General features: G+C 59.9%; 8 protein-coding genes and 2 pseudogenes. 7 read left to right on the top strand and 3 right to left on the bottom strand.

Features of this window, described 5'->3' with window-relative positions:
* Positions 1-10: 10 nt before the first annotated feature.
* From LY631_RS00950 to LY631_RS00940, 3 genes are read left to right on the top strand one after another with little or no spacing between them, the layout of a single operon-like run.
* On the top strand, positions 11-2239 hold the full coding sequence (locus tag LY631_RS00950) for a CHASE2 domain-containing protein (RefSeq protein ID WP_274423233.1): 2229 nt from the start codon (positions 11-13) through the stop codon (positions 2237-2239).
* 29 nt (positions 2240-2268) lie between these two features.
* The gene (locus LY631_RS00945) at positions 2269-2646 is read left to right on the top strand and encodes a DUF3307 domain-containing protein (protein ID WP_274423232.1); all 378 of its coding nucleotides are present in this window, start codon (positions 2269-2271) and stop codon (positions 2644-2646) included.
* Positions 2647-2697: 51 nt separating this feature from the next.
* On the top strand, positions 2698-3300 hold the full coding sequence (locus tag LY631_RS00940) for a Crp/Fnr family transcriptional regulator (protein ID WP_274423231.1): 603 nt from the start codon (positions 2698-2700) through the stop codon (positions 3298-3300).
* A 279-nt stretch (positions 3301-3579) separates the two neighbouring features.
* Here the strand turns inward: LY631_RS00940 and LY631_RS00935 are convergent, their stop codons facing one another.
* Positions 3580-5148: a winged helix-turn-helix domain-containing protein gene (locus tag LY631_RS00935; protein WP_274423230.1), complete on the bottom strand. Its 1569-nt coding sequence runs from the start codon at positions 5146-5148 to the stop codon at positions 3580-3582.
* 266 nt (positions 5149-5414) lie between these two features.
* Between LY631_RS00935 and LY631_RS00930 the strand changes: the two genes are divergently transcribed.
* Together LY631_RS00930 and LY631_RS00925 are read left to right on the top strand one after the other, a co-directional pair.
* On the top strand, positions 5415-10109 hold the full coding sequence (locus LY631_RS00930; protein ID WP_274423229.1) for an autotransporter domain-containing protein: 4695 nt from the start codon (positions 5415-5417) through the stop codon (positions 10107-10109).
* Positions 10110-10393: 284 nt separating this feature from the next.
* Positions 10394-10672, top strand: a pseudogene (locus tag LY631_RS00925) (invasion associated locus B family protein); the annotation flags it as partial.
* Positions 10673-10915: 243 nt separating this feature from the next.
* Here LY631_RS00925 and LY631_RS20400 read toward each other — a convergent pair.
* Positions 10916-11479, bottom strand: a pseudogene (locus LY631_RS20400) (M24 family metallopeptidase); the annotation flags it as partial.
* Between the two features lie 804 nt (positions 11480-12283).
* Entirely contained in the window at positions 12284-12967 is a 684-nt protein-coding gene (locus tag LY631_RS00920; protein WP_274423228.1) for a GntR family transcriptional regulator, read from the bottom strand.
* Between the two features lie 139 nt (positions 12968-13106).
* Here LY631_RS00920 and LY631_RS00915 point away from each other — a divergent pair, with 139 nt between their 5' ends.
* Positions 13107-14825, top strand: a complete 1719-nt coding sequence (locus LY631_RS00915; protein WP_274423227.1) for a thiamine pyrophosphate-binding protein — start codon at positions 13107-13109, stop codon at positions 14823-14825.
* A 45-nt stretch (positions 14826-14870) separates the two neighbouring features.
* Positions 14871-15860, top strand: a complete 990-nt coding sequence (locus LY631_RS00910; protein ID WP_274423226.1) for a tripartite tricarboxylate transporter substrate binding protein — start codon at positions 14871-14873, stop codon at positions 15858-15860.
* Positions 15861-15899: the final 39 nt, after the last annotated feature.

Raw genomic sequence — 15899 nt, 5'->3', positions numbered from 1 at the left:
GCGATTGCCCATGGTAAGGCGCGGGATATTCGGCGGACATTTCCGCAAAAACGGCAACAGGCGACGGGATCTCCTGGTCTGTTGCTTCGGCCTTGCGGCGCTGGGAACTGTTCTCTTCGCCGCATTATCCGTGCCGAAGGATTTCACGCGCCTTAGCAACATCGTTTTCGACGCTTATCAGCGTTTTAAGCCGAGAACTGAGGCGGGCGCCCCCGTCGTCATCGTTGACATCGACGAAGCTTCGCTGCGTCAGCTCGGGCAATGGCCCTGGCCGCGCACGACGATGGCTGAAATCGTCGATCGCCTCGGTGAACTCGGCGCGGCAGCGATTGCATTCGATATGGTCTTCCCGGAGCCTGACCGCACTTCGCCCGTTCGCGCAATCGCCGCGTTGGCCAAGGCGGGGATCCCGGTGGAACTTTCCGGTGACGCAACGGAACTGGACAATGACGCCGTGCTGGGCGAAGCCTTTTCGCGAAATCCGGTTATCAACGGCATCGCCATCAGCAACGAAACGGGCGCGAGGCTGCCCTCCGCCAAGTCCGGTTTCGCTTTCGGGGGTGCCGACCCCAAGACATACTTGCCCGAGCTCCGGGGCGGCGTGCGCAATCTATCGATCCTGACGAAAGCCGCATCCGGTGTCGGCTTTTTCTCATTTCCCATAGGCAGTGACGGTGTTGTCCGTGCTCTACCGCTTGTTGCCAATGCGCAGGGCCGTCTTTATCCAGCCCTATCGATCGAGGCCTTGAGGGTAGCGCAAGACGCCGGCGCCATTCTCGTTCGCAGCACCGGCGCAAGTGGCGAAGCCGGAGCGGGGTCGCCGGCAATGACAGCTGTGAAGATCGGCATGTTTTCCGTGCCGACGGGACCCGCTGGACAGTTCCGCGTCTATTATTCCGGTCTCGACAGGATGAGGACCATATCGGCCGTAGATCTGCTTTCCGGAAAGCGCGAGCTTCGGCCACTGGTGGACGGACACATTGTGCTGGTGGGGACCAGCGCGGTCGGCCTGCGCGATCTTGTAACGACACCAGTCAACGAGGCGCTGCCGGGCGCTCGCGTGCATGCCGAAATCATCGACCAGATTATGGGGCAAATTTTTCTGACGCGCCCTGACTGGATCGGCGGCGCGGAAAGCCTCCTGGCGGTCCTCCTCGCCCTTGCCATACTTGCCCTGGCCCTGCGCGCAAATCCGCTTGTCAGCAGCGCCGCTGCCGCCATACTCGTCTCTCTCTCTATCGTGATCTCCTGGTTTTGCTTCAGCAGGGCACAGATCCTGTTCGACCCAATATTGCCGGCGCTGGCCGCAGCGGCCGTCTTCACGGCTACAATGCCGGTGCTCCTTCTCTTCACCGACCGTGAACGACGTTTCATCCGTGGTGCCTTCGGCCGCTATCTTTCCCCGACGCTTGTCGAGCGGCTGGCCCAAAATCCCCAGGCACTCAACCTCGAAGGCGAGACACGCGAACTAACGGTGCTGTTTTCCGATATTCGCGGCTTCACGTCCCTGTCCGAACGACTTGATCCCGACGTGCTGACCAGTCTCTTAAACGATTTTCTCACTCCGATGACCGAGGTGCTCCTCCACCACGACGCGACCATCGACAAATATATCGGCGACGCAATCATGGCATTCTGGAACGCGCCGCTCGATATCGCCGATCATCCCCGCAAAGCATGCCTTGCAGCTCTCGGCATGGTAGACGCGCTGGAGCGGCTGAACGCCGACGAGGACGGGCGCCTGTCAATTGGAATCGGCCTGCACTCTGGCGCATGCTGCGTCGGCAATTTGGGGTCGGCACAGCGGTTCAGTTATTCTGCCATCGGCGACACGGTTAACCTGGCGTCACGCATCGAGGGCCTGACCAAGTTTTATGACGTGCCCGTTCTGGTCAGCGATGCGACTCGGGCGGGTGCCAGGGATCTGGCCTTCGTGGAGGTTGATCGGGTGCAGGTGACGGGCCGCGCAGAAGCGGTAACAATTTACGCGTTGCTGGGCGGGGCGGATTTTGCCAGCACGCCGGCCTTTGAAAAGCTGGCTGACGCGCATGCCCGGTTGATCGCAACGTACAGAAGTGCCGATCCTGACGCAGCGGAAACGGCGCTGTCGCGGGCCCGTGCCTGGGCACCGACGGTGCTGAGCCGGGTTTACGAAGTCTACGGCGAGCGCTTGAATGCAATGCGGAAAGGTCCGCCACCACCCGGCTGGACCGGCGTGTTCGTGGCGCCTAACAAGTGATCAACTGCCGGGACGGGACATAACATACCATGACATTAACAACCCTTCTCCTGCTCGTCGGTCTCGAGTTCAAGCACTACCTGTTCGATTTCGTATACCAGACGCCTTACCAACTGCGCAACAAAGGCATTTACGGACATCCGGGCGGCCTTTTGCACTCTGGTCTTCACGCGGCGGGCACTTTTCTCCTGTTGGTCCTGCTGTCGGTGCAGGCAGATATTGCAGCCTTTATTGCCGCGGGCGAATTCGTGGCGCACTATCATCTGGACTGGGCGAAGGAGCAGGTCGCGAGATTCTCCGAGGGAAAAGATGAAAGCTGGTTCTGGCGCATGACCGGGCTGGACCAGTTTCTGCACCACGTAACCTATGTTGCCGTTTGCGCGATTGCCCTTATTGCCAACTCCTGATCGAAACCGGCAAACAGCAAAGCAGCTCTAAAAGAATCGCCAGGACGTAAATTGATGTGGATCGACCTAATCGGCTTCGTCGGCACTGCGCTGACCATCATCACCTATTCCCTAACGACGATCATCCCGTTGCGCATCTTCGCCATCGCCGCCAATATTGTCTTTCTCTTCTACGGCGTCGTCACGCAAAGCTTTCCGTTGATCGCCATGTCCGGCATCCTGCTGCCGCTCAACGGCTGGCGTCTTTATCAGATGCTGCAGCTGATACGCGAAGTCGATGTGGCTTCACGCAGTGATTTGTCCATGGAATGGTTGCGCAACTACGGAACAATGCGCCGATATGCGGCCGGCGAGGTCATATTCCGCAAGGGCGATCCTGCTGGCGAGATGCTTCATGTTGAAAGCGGATTGTTTCGCCTGCTGGAATCGGGCATCGAATTTCGCAGCGGGGCAATTGTCGGCGAACTGGGTCTCCTGTCGCCGGGAAACGCGCGAACGCAGAGCCTCGAATGTGTCGAGTCCGGGCAGGTGAGGCGGATCTCCTATTCCGATCTCAAGCAACTCTATTTCCAAAACCCCCAGTTTGGTTTTTTCTTCCTGCGCCTGATCAGCGAACGTCTTTTCGAGAATGCGGAGAAGGCCAAAGAGACGTGACTTCTTCGGTCGTTCACGATGTATCCAGATAGGGCCAATCTTCGTCGTAGCGCGAGCAAACCCCGAATTTCCTCACGAGGTCGTCAGATGAACGGCTGCTTCTTATAAGTTCACCTGAAAGCGGACCGTCAGCTCTGGCCCCGAATCTGCAACGGGGGTAATCATTTTCCCGATTTGGGAGCGGATCAGTCCGACATCTACGACACCTACTGCTGACTTCTGGTTCTGATAGTTGAACGCTTGTTAGCGGACGTTTCAACGGCTGCGCTTATTCCAATCTTATCCTATAACGAGCTCGGGAAACCTCTTGCGGATCACCGGAGCGATAGCCTCGTTCCCATGGTGCCGCATGATATGCGTTGTCAGTCCTTTGAGAACATTGCGCTGGTGCGCGCGGCGCTGGAATTGCCTGGCTGATATTCGGAACAGATAGTCAGAGAATTGCCGGGCTTGGGCAACAGGCATCGAGGCAAGCGCCTGCTCCATGGGCGCAGCAAGCTGCTTCGCTTTCGGCGAGATGAAGAACAAGCCGAAGCTGGTTTGCGCGCGCGGCACAAAATCATACAGCTCGACGGCAAGATGCTCAACCATCCCGCGCTTGTCGCCAGCCATCATGGCGACGATTTTGAGGATCAAAAGGTAGATATGGAACTGCGAACCGGGCTCGGCCAGCTCGATTGCTTTGTCGTAAAGCGCCGTGGCGTTATCGATTTCGCCCCGACTGGCCGCGATCTGGGCCTTCATGGAAAAGCTGGCGGCAAAGGCCGTGCTTTGGCCGAACGCTTCGTCGGTCAGCCGCGCGGCCAGATCGAGAAACCCTCTGTCGATGAAACGCAAGAGCTTGGCGATGGCCAGCAGCAGATCGGGATTATCATGAGCCTCGGGCAAGGCGCGCAGGGCAAAAGCTTCGATCTCGACCTCAAGTGCGGTCCAGTCCGCGTCTGAAAGCGGTGGTGTCTCTCCGAGACTCTGGAGCAGCCGATTGTAATGGTTGAGCGCCAGCATGACGGCGTTGCGCGGGTCGGCCTTGTCGGCCTGAAAGGCCGATTGCAGCCGTGAGGCATTCTCTTTCCAGCTTCTTGTGTCGTCGGTCAGCATCATCGCAGCGTCATGAATACGCAAATGCGCCGGCCGGTCGGTGGGGCTAGCGTGGATTCGGGCGATGTCGGCTTCATGGCGCCAGAGCGCCTCGGCGATGGCGCCTGCCAGCGCCCTGGCCTGATTGGAGCTTTTTTCCAGCCTGGGCGACCAGGCCCGGCGGAACCGATCGACCACCTGCATTGTGCGCCCTTGGCGCAGTACAAGTGCCAGGTGCAAAACATCGCTGTCGGCATGGGCGCTGATCTCGAGGGTAAAGTCGAGCCGGTCCCCACCTTCCACCGATGGCTGGTAATGGGGACAGATCAGGACCTTTCGCCGCCCACCCAAAGCCCTACTGATTTCCTGCTTGAGGTGATCGGGAAAACCGTTGGCGGAGGTCCTCAGGTCGGCAAGCCCGGAGATGGGACCGATGAGCAGAAAGCCGCTCAGCGGATCGTTGTTGACCGGATTGGCGGCCCAGTAATAGCCCTCGCCATATTGGGTGACGATAAAGCGCGCGGCACGGGCGCTGTCGCCCAACCGGCTGCGCAGCCTGTTGATGAGATAATCGACATTGCGCTCGGTCAGGGTGGCTTCGCTCCCACCCAGCGCGTCGAGCAGTTGCGCGCGCGTGACGAGGGTTTGCGGTTCCCTGACCAGCCGAAAGAGCAGGGCGCGTTCTTGGCGGGTAAAGCGGACGGTGCGGCCATCGTCATGCTCGGCGCTGATCATATCGCGCGCAAAGACCAGATCGTTGTAGCGCACCATGTTTGTCCCCGTCCCCAAGCCGAAACCGTCAATGGGTAGCCCGATGATCCCTAAATGTCCAATCGGGCCCCCCATGCAAAACAGATCCCGTTTGGAGGAACATTTGGAAAATCATTTCAGCGAATTCGGCCAGATCCGGTCTGACCAAATACTGGTGCGAGATTGTTTTGCTAGCCTGTCCTCAGACTTGAGTCGCAACACGGGCAGCGACCGGCAGGAGCTGGGGCAGCCCGTGCTGCGCGTGCATTTGACTTGGAGAGGGTACTATGGGGCAGGGATCGGTCACCCACGGCAATTGTGCAAAGCGGCATAGAAACCATGTGTTGGCCGGGACGGCGCTTGCTCTTATTCTTGGTTCAGCACTGCCGCTTCAAGCGCAAACCCTGGGCCATGCCACAGGCGGAGACGGCGGTAGCGCATCGGGCGGTTTGCACGGCGGCGTGGGCGGTCTCCCCGGGCAGGACGGAGCGGACGGCGTGGGTTCTGATGGCTCAGGTGGCGATGGCGGTGCCGCGCCGGGCGGTGACGGCGATGCGGGCGTCGATGGCGGCAGCGGCGGTGGTGGCGGCGGCGGCGGGGCGCATGATGGCTCGCCGGTGGCAGGCAGCGTCAGCGATATGTATGGTGGCGATGGTGGCGACGGTGGTGACGGGCTCGCCGCGGCCGGTGGTGGTGGTGGTGCGGGCGGCGATGCCGCCATAATCGGTGACAGTTCCGGAAACGCTGAGTATGTCCTGGGTGCAGGCACCATCTGGCAAGGTGGTGATGGTGGCGCGGGAGGGAACGGCTCAGGCGGCGGCGGAGGAGGAGGAGGTGGTGGTGCGGGCCTATTTGTCACCGGGACAAATGCAGCGCCCTCGCTCTCGATGGAGGGAACGATCGCCGGCGGCAGCGGAGGCGGCGGCGGCGCCATCGGGGGCGGCGGCGGGGGTGGTGCTGGCGTGGTGGTGACGGACAGCGCAACGCTTACGTTCCGCCTTGATGGTTTTGGATTGATCACCGGCGGGAACGGTGGCGAGGGAGATGGAGACGGTTATGGCGGTGACGGCGTCGTCACCACAAGTGATAGCGCCGTGACCGCCACGATCAACGAGGATGCCGTAATAGAGGGCGGCGACGCAGATGGGAACGGCGATGGCGGCGCGGGCCTGCGGCTTTCAGGCGGTGGTGTCATTATCAATGCCGGGACCATTCGAGGAGGGAATGGTGGCGGGGGCTCGACCGGTGGGCTTCCAGGTGCCGCTGGCGGCACCGGAAGCGGAGGAGCGGCGGGCTTTGTGCCTTATGAGCTTGCACGAGGTGAAGGCACTGCCGGGGTTATTGGCGCCGACCTCTCGGTCATCAATAGCGGCCTGATCGCCGGTGGAACCGGCTATTCCGGCCAGACGAACGCCATCACCTTCACCGGCGGCACCAACCGACTGGAACTGCGTGACGGCTTTGATTTCACGGGCAATGTGGTGGTGGAAAGCGGCGCAACTGGCACCCTCGCCCTGGGCGGTGACGATAACGCCAGCTTCGATGTCTCCACGCTGACCGATGCGCCCTCAACCGAGGACGGGTGGTTCGTCGGTTTCGATGCGTTCGAAAAGACCGGCGCCAGCGTGTGGACGCTGACCAATGAGACGACCGAGGTGACGCCCTGGACGCTACACGAAGGCACGCTGTCGATATCCTCGGATGCCCAGCTTGGAGACCAGGACGGATCGCTGACATTTTCTGGCGGCAGCTTGCAGACAACGGCAACGTCGACCATCGAACGCGCCATCGTGCTCGAGGCCGCGGGCGGCACATTCACTGTTGCTGGTGTGGGGACGACAACGACACTCGGCGGATCGATCACCGGGACTGGCGGACTCACCAAAACCGGTACGGGTGACCTCATCCTGACCGCCCAGAGCGATTACACCGGCGGCACCATGGTTGCTGAAGGCATACTGGAGGTGCAGGCCGACGGTGCACTTGGCACCGGTCCTGTTCGTGTCGACGGCGGGGGCGCTTGGACCAGGCTCTTCTTTGACGGGGCCAGCGCGGGTGATATCGAACTCAATATCGACGACGGACTGGTCTTCTTCCGAAACGGCGCTAGCGCCGGAAGCTCCACGATCGTCATCGATCAGGATACTTCGGGGGCGACTTTCGTCGCCTCAACCGCCGGAACTTCAAACATAACGGTTCATAACGGCTCCCTGGAGTTCGGCTCCTCCTCCTCCGCCGCGAGTGCCACCATTACGAACCAGGACGTCATTGGCTTTACGGACGACGCCTCGGCCGGATCCGCCACCTTTGAGAACCAAAGGGGCGGCCAACTCGTATTTGTCGACAGCAGCACCGTTGCCAGCGCCACGATCGTCAACCGAAGCGGCGGTCTGGTCGGCTTTATCGGCAAAAGTACCGCCGACGGTGCCATGATCGTCAACGAGGCGAGCGGCGGCATCGACTTGTCGGGACATTCTGGTCACCTGGGCATCGGCGCGCTGTCGGGCAACGGCGATGTGTATCTGGGCGGCAATGATCTCGCCATTGGCGCGCTTGGCAATGACGGGGAGATCGGCGGCGTCATTCAGGATGGTGGCATTCTCGGTGGCACGGGCGGTTCGTTGATTAAGACAGGCACCGGCAAGTTGACCCTCAGTGGAGCGAACACCTACACCGGCGGCACTTCCATTCTCGGGGGAAGTGTGGAGATCTCCGAGGACGCCAATCTCGGCGCTGCAAGTGGAGGTCTCAGCCTCAATGGTGGCACGCTCGTAACGTCTGCCGCTATGGACAGTGCCCGTTCGGTTACCCTGGCGGGCACCGGTGCTTTCGACGTGGCGTCGGATACAGCGCTTGGCCTATCCGGCACGATCGAAGGCGCAGGCGATGTGCTCAAGCGGGGCGAGGGCACTCTGGTCCTGACCGGCACGAACGCTTATGAAGGCGATACGCTGGTGGAGGCGGGCACGCTCGTGGCCAATGTGGCCTCGATCCGGGGCAGTATCGGCAACGGCGCGACCCTCGTGCTCGACCAGGCCGATGATGCGGCCTTTGCCGGCGATATCGGCGGGCTGGGCGGAACCAACGGCCAGATGGTTAAGCAGGACGCGGGGACGCTTACGCTCGACGGCGTCTCCACCCTTGACTGGACTGTTTCCGAAGGCGGACTTGAAACCGAAGCAGCCCGGTTTGGCGGCAACGTTCAACTTGACGGCGCGGGAACGGCGCTCAGCTTTGCTGATAGCGACAATGCTGCCTATGACGGGACCATCTCAGGCAATGGCCATTTCTCGCTTGATGGGGAGGGAACGGTGCTTTTGACCGGCGACAGCGCTGGTTTTGTCGGCAGCACCGCGATCAACGCTGGAATGCTGCTCGTGGGAGATGCAAACGGCAATGGCGCGCTTGGCGGCAGCCTCCATGTTCTGGACGGCGCAACGATTGGCGGTTCAGGCACGATCGGCTCCGGCGCCGGTTCTTCGGTGACGGTTGCCACCGGCGGTTCGCTTTCGCCTGGCAATTCGATCGGCACGCTGACGGTGGATGGCGATCTCATCTTCGCGGCCGGCTCGCGCCTCGCCGTGGAGGTGAACCCGGAAGGCTGGGAAAGCGATCTTGTTGCGGTGACCGGCACCGCCACACTCAATGGCGGCGCGGTCGCTCATATCGGCGCCAATGGCAATTACGATCTGCGTTCGACCTATACGGTCCTCTCGGCAGGAGAACTGGACGGTGCGTTCGAGAGCGTCACCTCCGACTTCGCCTTTCTCAATCCCGATCTGATCTATGACTATGATGCCGGCACGGTCGATCTCAAACTTGCGCGCAACGACATTGACTTTGCCTCCACAGCGCTGACACGCAACCAGATCGCAACGGCGGGCGGCATCGAGAGCATCGGTATTGTTGCCGGTCACTCGGTTTATGATGCGATTGCCCAGCTTGCCGACGATGACGACCTCATTCACGCCAGCTTCGATGCACTGTCGGGCGAGATCCATGCATCGGCACAGACGGCACTGATCGAGGACAGCCGGTTTGTGCGCAACGCCGCCAACGATCGCATCCGCGCGGCGTTTGCCACGGCGGCGGCCTCCTACGCCCCGGTGCTGGCCTACGGGCCGGGAGACACGCCTGTGCTGGTCTCCGCCGATCATGGTGGGCCGGTGTTCTGGTCGCACGGTTTTGGCTCTTGGGGCTCGACCGACAGCGACGCCAATGCCGCCGAACTCGACCGCTCGTCGGGCGGTTTGCTGATCGGCGCGGACAGCCTTGTCGGTGACTGGCGTGTCGGCCTTCTGGCCGGCTACAGCCACTCCAGCTTCGACGCGCAGGACCGCGCTTCATCGGGGGCGAGCAGCAACTATCACCTCGGTCTCTACGGCGGCACCGAGTGGGGCAATCTCGCCTTTCGTACCGGCGCGGCCTACACCTGGCACGATATCGAGACCAGCCGTTCCGTCTCCATTCCGGGCCTCACCGACAACCTCTCGGCAGATTATACTGCCGGCACCTTCCAGGCATTCGGAGAACTGGGCTATGGTCTCGACCTCGGAACCGACACCCGCCTAGAGCCCTTCGTCAATCTTGCCCATGTCAACCTGCATACGAACGGGTCTACCGAACAGGGCGGCGCAGCGGCACTTTCCGTCGAGAGCGGCACGACGGGTGTGACCTTCACCACGCTCGGCGTGAGGGGCGAACACAACGTCGCGCTCGGAACGGTCGATGCCACCTTGCGCGGCATAATCGGGTGGCGACATGCCTTCGGCGATACGACGCCCGAAAGCATACACGCCTTCTCGGCTGGCGACGCTCTCACCATTGCCGGAGCGCCAATCGCTCGCAACAGCGCCGTCATAGAGGCCGGTCTTGATCTCAACCTGACACCCGAAGCGACCTTCGGCTTCTCCTACCAGGGACAGATCGCCTCCGATGCTTACGATCACGGCTTCAAGGCAAACCTCGCCGTGCGGTTCTGAGGATGGGAGTGTCTTTACACAGGACGTTGAGCCGGGTCTTCCGCCTCACGGTCCTGCTCATCGCCAGCACCGTGTTGCCCTCAACCTCTGCAGTGCTCGCCCAGGATGCTCCGTCCCTTCCGGGCGGGGCATCCTCCCTCCAGGAATCCTATCGGGACTGGCGTGTCACCTGTCGGATCGCCGAGGCGACGAAACGCTGTGCGCTGTCCCAACAACAGGCCCGGCAAGATGGCCAGCGCGTGCTTGCCATAAAACTGTAAGCCGGTCCGGACAACGCGGTCACTGGCAATCTGGTCCTACCCTTCCTTCTGCTCGATGCCGGCATCACGCTACAAATCGATGAACAGCCGACCATGACCGAGCTGCCCATCCGCACCTGCCTGCCTGCCGGCTGCGTCGTGCCGATCGGTTTGGATCAGACCAGCGTCGATGCGCTGCGCGCCGGCACCACACTTACCCTCACGGCCAAAGCCAGCGATACCGAACAGGACGTCGCCTTTACCATCTCGCTCAACGGCTTCTCGGCCGGACTCGATAGGGTCGAGGCGTTGGGGGCCAACTAAGGGGCGCTGCACTCCTAGGGGTATTGATTACGCGTCCAGTGTCCACTTGCAGGAAAGCTCATCGCTCGCCCTTGTGACCGGGTTGAGGTCGAGAGCTGAATGGCAGCTAGACGTTCGAGCTGCCTGACTGTCCGATACCGGCCCCGGAACAGCCGTAACGCGATGGTGGAGAGCGGTTGTCAATTTCAGGAGTGAAGTGCAGCAATCAGAAGACAAGTGCGGTGTTAGCGCAGAGAGAATGTCTCAGCTTGGGGAAAGCAGTCGCTTAGTTCGATTGGAAGAGCTACCGGGCAATTGAAAGTCATCAACTAGGAAGGTAACGACAGGAGCACCATCTCGAGTGGCGACAACAGTGTGCTCGTATTGCACGGTCGGCGCGTGAGGTTAACCGGACAGTGTCCATGATCATCGCCACCCTCGGCCCAGCCCGCTCTCAAAGAGAGGAATGGTTCGACGGTGAAGGCCAGGCCCTCGGTCATTTTCCTGCGCTCTGGCGGGTCCGGCAGGTTGCAATCTCCGTCGGCTCCTCATCAAGAGAATGGCGACACCATACTGGCTAGATTCTCAACGAGCGTATTGCGTTCTTGTGAGCGATTTACCGATCGATTGGCCTATTCTTACGAGTGGCATACTAGCTCGGACTTGCCGGATCCCGACCCACATAGCTCCCCGTCCGCCTCTGCGGAGGCGCTCCATCGCTTTGGAGATGGTGGGACAGCGAAGGACGAAGATGGCATCCTTTTCGGCAGAGACGTCGATATTGGCGAGATCGCCTCTACGCGCCAACACTGGCGAGCCGGTTTGCCCGATTCGTCGGTATACCGAGGTTCAGACCGATTGCCTTCCCCTTCATTCCCGACGGGCTAAGCTCGTAGGCCTTGGCAGCCAACTTGCGGTCGACACTCATCTGTCGCCATCGCTGAGTAACAAACTGTGTAACATCTCGCCGCACAAACTCAGCATTTGCAAGATGCTAAAAAGTCATGCGAATCCCTCCCTCTCCGCCAATCTGCGACCAAGCACCTTTTCCGCTGACGATTTTTCGCCGGAACCTGACATGGCGGCTCATGCCTGTTCGCCCTCGCGCAGCTGAGACCGAGAGGGGTATGCAGGCTCCGGCACATTGATTTCCGGGGCGTCAAGTTTGTCCCAGCCTACAAGCTTGACCGGCGCACGGTGGAGCAAGCGCGAGGCCTTTCTGCAGCAGGCGCGAGAAACCGTGCCAGCTATCAGCCCCTGACAATCGAAGTCGCCTTCTTCGAACGGCGTTATCAGGTTAACCGCATCTGGGCGCGATGAGACGGTGTGTGCCGATTTCACAGTTGACGCCGGTCAGTGCAGCGCGGCAAGGGCTGAGGCGGTGACTTTGGGTTTCTGTTTCAGAGCCCAACGGCTATCGGGCTTTACGCCGTGACCGCCATCATGCTTTCGATCGCTCTGATCCTGTCCTTCGGAGGAACAGGGAAGAGCGAGCGGTGACGTGACAGGGAGCGGCGGTAACTGATCTGCCCCGGCCTTTGCGCACCTCATATAGCGACGAAGGTTGATCAATGTCGGAAGGATGGGCTGAAATCAGCGGTTCAGCTATCGGCTGTAAGGGCTGTGTAGGCTTCAGGGCGTATAGAGCTCGGCAAATGCATTCCGGACATTCTCTGTGATCGATTCCAGCCTGCGCTCGATATGTTTTGCCATTTCGGCTCGCGCAGCTTCAGAATCGCGTTGTTTTACCGCATCAAGGATCCGCTTGTGGGGCTCAGTCGTCACGACGTCGGGGCCGTTCTTCTCGCAAAGCGTCTTGAGGTCGATCAGGCGGACAAAATGAATGCGACCATTCATGTTCCCTAGCATGCGTACCATTTCCGAATTGCCGGAAAGCGCAGTGACCCGGGTGTGGAACTCCTCGTCCAGGCGGACGAGCTCAACCGGTGATGTTCCCGGCTTGTAGTCTGGCTTTGAACTTTCCAAAAACTCTTCCAAGGCAGCGATATCCTTGGGGTCTGCACGTAGAGCGGCGAGGCTTGCCGCTTCGCATTCTATTGCGGCACGAGCCTCATAAAGATCCATGATCTCCGCGGGTTTGAGTGAGCGGCAGAAAAAGCCCTTGCCGCTGCGGAAGGTCAGGAAGCCTTCGGCCACGAGACGGTTCAAAGCTTCGCGCAAGGGGGTGCGGCTGGTGTCCAGTCGCTTCGCCAATTCACTCTCGTTCAGCCGCGAATCCGGCTTGAACTCATAGCTCGCAGCCATCTCTTTCAAGCGGCGATAGGTGCGTTCTACCGTTCCCTCTGTCTCACCCATGTTCGGTCTTACGCCCTCTCTGGCCCAAAGGTCAGTTCCTTAAAGCACCCTTGCGGAAAAGAGGCAATTGATATGTGTTCCAAGCGGTGTATAGTTCTGTATACCGATAGGAATGCAAAACTGTGGCGGGAAGAGCTTGATGAGAAGAATGAACGGCGCCGAAGTCATCCTGAGGATGCTGGAGCTTCATGGCGTGCAGCATGTTTTTGGTCTGCCGGGAGAAACCACCATTGGCTGGTACAAGGAGTGGCAGAGGTCCTCGGGCATTGAGTACGTTCTGACGCGCGATGAGCGCACCGCCTCCTATGCTGCGGAGGCATACGCGAAAATCACGGGGAAGCCGGCGGTGCTTGAGGCACCAAGCCCTGGCGTTACCCATTGTACGCCCGGTATCACCGAAGCCTATCTCTCATCTGTTCCGGTCATCTATTTCAGCTCCGATATCCCGATCAACCAGGACAAGAAGCACGGCCTGACGGGCGTGGATCAAACAGCCTTGTATGAGAGTATCTGCAAGGAAAGCTTCTACCTGACCAATGTGAAGGAAATCCCGTTCCTCATGCGGCGCGCGTTTCGCGTGGCAACATCTGGACGCCCTGCGCCGGTGCATATTCGCGTTCCGATCAATATCTTCCACGACGAGGCAGAGATAACCGACCTTTATGCCGACCCTGATTATCAGGAGTATCCGGCACATCGGCCCGTTGCCGATCACGGCAAGATCCGGAAGGCGATCGAGATACTGCTCGCCGCAAACAAGCCTGTCATTATTTGCGGACAGGGGGCCTTGATTTCAAAGGCGGGCGAAAAGGTGCTGGAGCTTGCCGAGCTGCTTCAGATTCCGGTCGGTACAACCACGCCCGGAAAGGGAACGATTGCCGAAACCCACCCTCTCGCGCTGCGTGTCATCGGTGCGCGGGGCGGAATGGAATATTCAAACAATTACGTAAGAGATGCTGACGCGGTGTTCTTTGTGGGAACGAATACCGATTCCAGCTCGACCAATCACTGGAAGCTCTATGGAGATCCGGAAACCAAGGCGTTTCTCCATCTCGATATCGCCGAAGCGCATGTCGGCAACAATTTTCCGCTCAAGGTCGGGATGGTGGGCGATGCCCGTGCTAGCCTTGAGTACATGATCGAGTTGATTCAGGCAGAGCACCCGGGCCTGGATCGGCCGCGTGTCGATCTCACGGAGATGAAGACCACTGCGCTCAATGCGGTGTTCAACTCCAACATTCCGATGCCTGAAGGCACGGTTTCGCCCGTGAAGCTGACCCAGGCGCTGGACAAGCTGCTGCCATCGAATGCCATCGTCACCTCAGAGCCGGGGGTGAGTGCGATCTATCCTTCTGCCTTGCTGTCGGTAAGAGAGGCTGGTCGACGCTACATTACCAACTACTCCATGGGCGCTCTGGGCTATTCGGTGCCGGCAGGTATCGGAGCTGCATTCGCGGCTGATGGTCCTGTCATCTCTTTCACGGGCGATGGCTCGCTGGCCTTCGTGCTTGGTGACTTCGAAACCATCAAACGCAGCGGCAAGAATGTGACCGTCATCCTCACCCGCAATGACAATTACGGCTGGATACGTGGTGAAGCGATCCTGCTCGATGATGTCGATGCGCCATGGACCACCGATTTCGGCGCAGTCGACTATGTCAAGGTTGCTGAAGGGTTCGGCTTCCAGACCGCGCGGATCACTTCCGAAGATCAGATTGAGGAAACACTCGCCGCAGCGATCGGCAACCCTGGGGCCAACTTCATCGAGATGATGGTGCCCTCACAAGACAAGATCGTGCCTTTCGTGCCGCCTTGGGTGGAGGCCGCGAAGGAAAAGAAGCTTCCTTACTTCTACTGACCAACCGCCCGAAATCCAACTTCCACAACGATAAAGGAGGGGAATATGAACATCCGTAAACTCACCCGCATCACCGCCGCCACATTGGCCATCGGAGCTGCTTTCAGCCAGGCAACTATGGCTGAGGATTATCCGACCAAGGACATCATGCATGTGATGCCCTGGAGCGCTGGTGGCGGTACCGACACCGTCATGCGCACCTTCATGAATTTTGCGGAAGAACCGCTCGGTGTAGGCATTAATACCCAGAACATCACGGGCGCCCAGAGTGGCGTGGGAACACTGCGACTTATGAAGTCGCGCCCAGACGGCTACACGATAGGCTCTTTGACCTGGGACAGTGTCATCACCGTTCCCTATTATGAGCTGGTGCCGGGTTACGACACGGAACAGCTTGCTTATCTTGGATCGGTGACGGTTCATCCAACCGCGATCGTGGTGCGCGCCGACGCACCATGGCAGACGCTTGAGGAGTTCGTCGCTGCCGCGAAGGAAGCGCCCGGCACACTGAAGATTTCCAATGTCGGTACCGGCGGTGTCTGGCATCTGCCTGCACTCGATTTTGCTAAGCAGGCGGAGATCGAGGTTCAGCACGTACCCTATCCGAAGGGATCGGGCCCGCAGCGCGAGGCGCTCCTCTCAGGTGAAACTGACGCTGCATCTACCAGCATTTCCGCCGCCTATGCAGCAATCGAAGCCGGCCAGGCGCGCGTGCTTGGGGTAATGGCAGATGAACGCGACCCGAACTTTCCCGATGTGCCGACCTTCAAAGAGGCTGGCTATGATGTCGTCTGGGGCGGGTTTCGCTTGATAGCCACGCAGGCGGCAGTTGACGATGAAAAGAAGGCGACCCTGGAAAAGGCCTTTGCCTCGGTCTTCGACAATCCGAAATTTCAGGAAGCAGATGAAGAGACGGGCATGGGCGCGGTCTGGATGGGCAGCGACGAAGTCGCGGCTTTCATCAAGAACTCGCAGGAAAAAGCCTTCGCCCTCATGGACCAGCTTGTTGCTGAGGGTGTCCTCGACAAGAAGTGAATCTATTGGGTCGGAGTCGGCGAAAGACCGGCCCGACCC

Origin of the sequence: Chelativorans sp. YIM 93263, assembly GCF_028767125.1 — a bacterium.
Taxonomy (GTDB): Bacteria; Pseudomonadota; Alphaproteobacteria; order Rhizobiales; family Rhizobiaceae; genus Chelativorans.
The sequence above is the reverse complement of the archived record's forward strand: the minus strand, read 5'-3'. Positions and strand labels throughout refer to the sequence as shown.

Bases quoted from the DNA above. Each gene is read 5' to 3' on its own strand.
- LY631_RS00950 (WP_274423233.1), top strand. From the start codon at position 11: ATGGTAAGGCGCGGGATATTCGGCGGACATTTCCGCAAAAACGGCAAC.
- LY631_RS00945 (WP_274423232.1), top strand. From the start codon at position 2,269: ATGACATTAACAACCCTTCTCCTGCTCGTCGGTCTCGAGTTCAAGCAC.
- LY631_RS00935 (WP_274423230.1), bottom strand. From the start codon at position 5,148: ATGGTGCGCTACAACGATCTGGTCTTTGCGCGCGATATGATCAGCGCC.
- LY631_RS00930 (WP_274423229.1), top strand. From the start codon at position 5,415: ATGGGGCAGGGATCGGTCACCCACGGCAATTGTGCAAAGCGGCATAGA.
- LY631_RS00920 (WP_274423228.1), bottom strand. From the start codon at position 12,967: ATGGGTGAGACAGAGGGAACGGTAGAACGCACCTATCGCCGCTTGAAA.
- LY631_RS00915 (WP_274423227.1), top strand. From the start codon at position 13,107: ATGAGAAGAATGAACGGCGCCGAAGTCATCCTGAGGATGCTGGAGCTT.
- LY631_RS00910 (WP_274423226.1), top strand. From the start codon at position 14,871: ATGAACATCCGTAAACTCACCCGCATCACCGCCGCCACATTGGCCATC.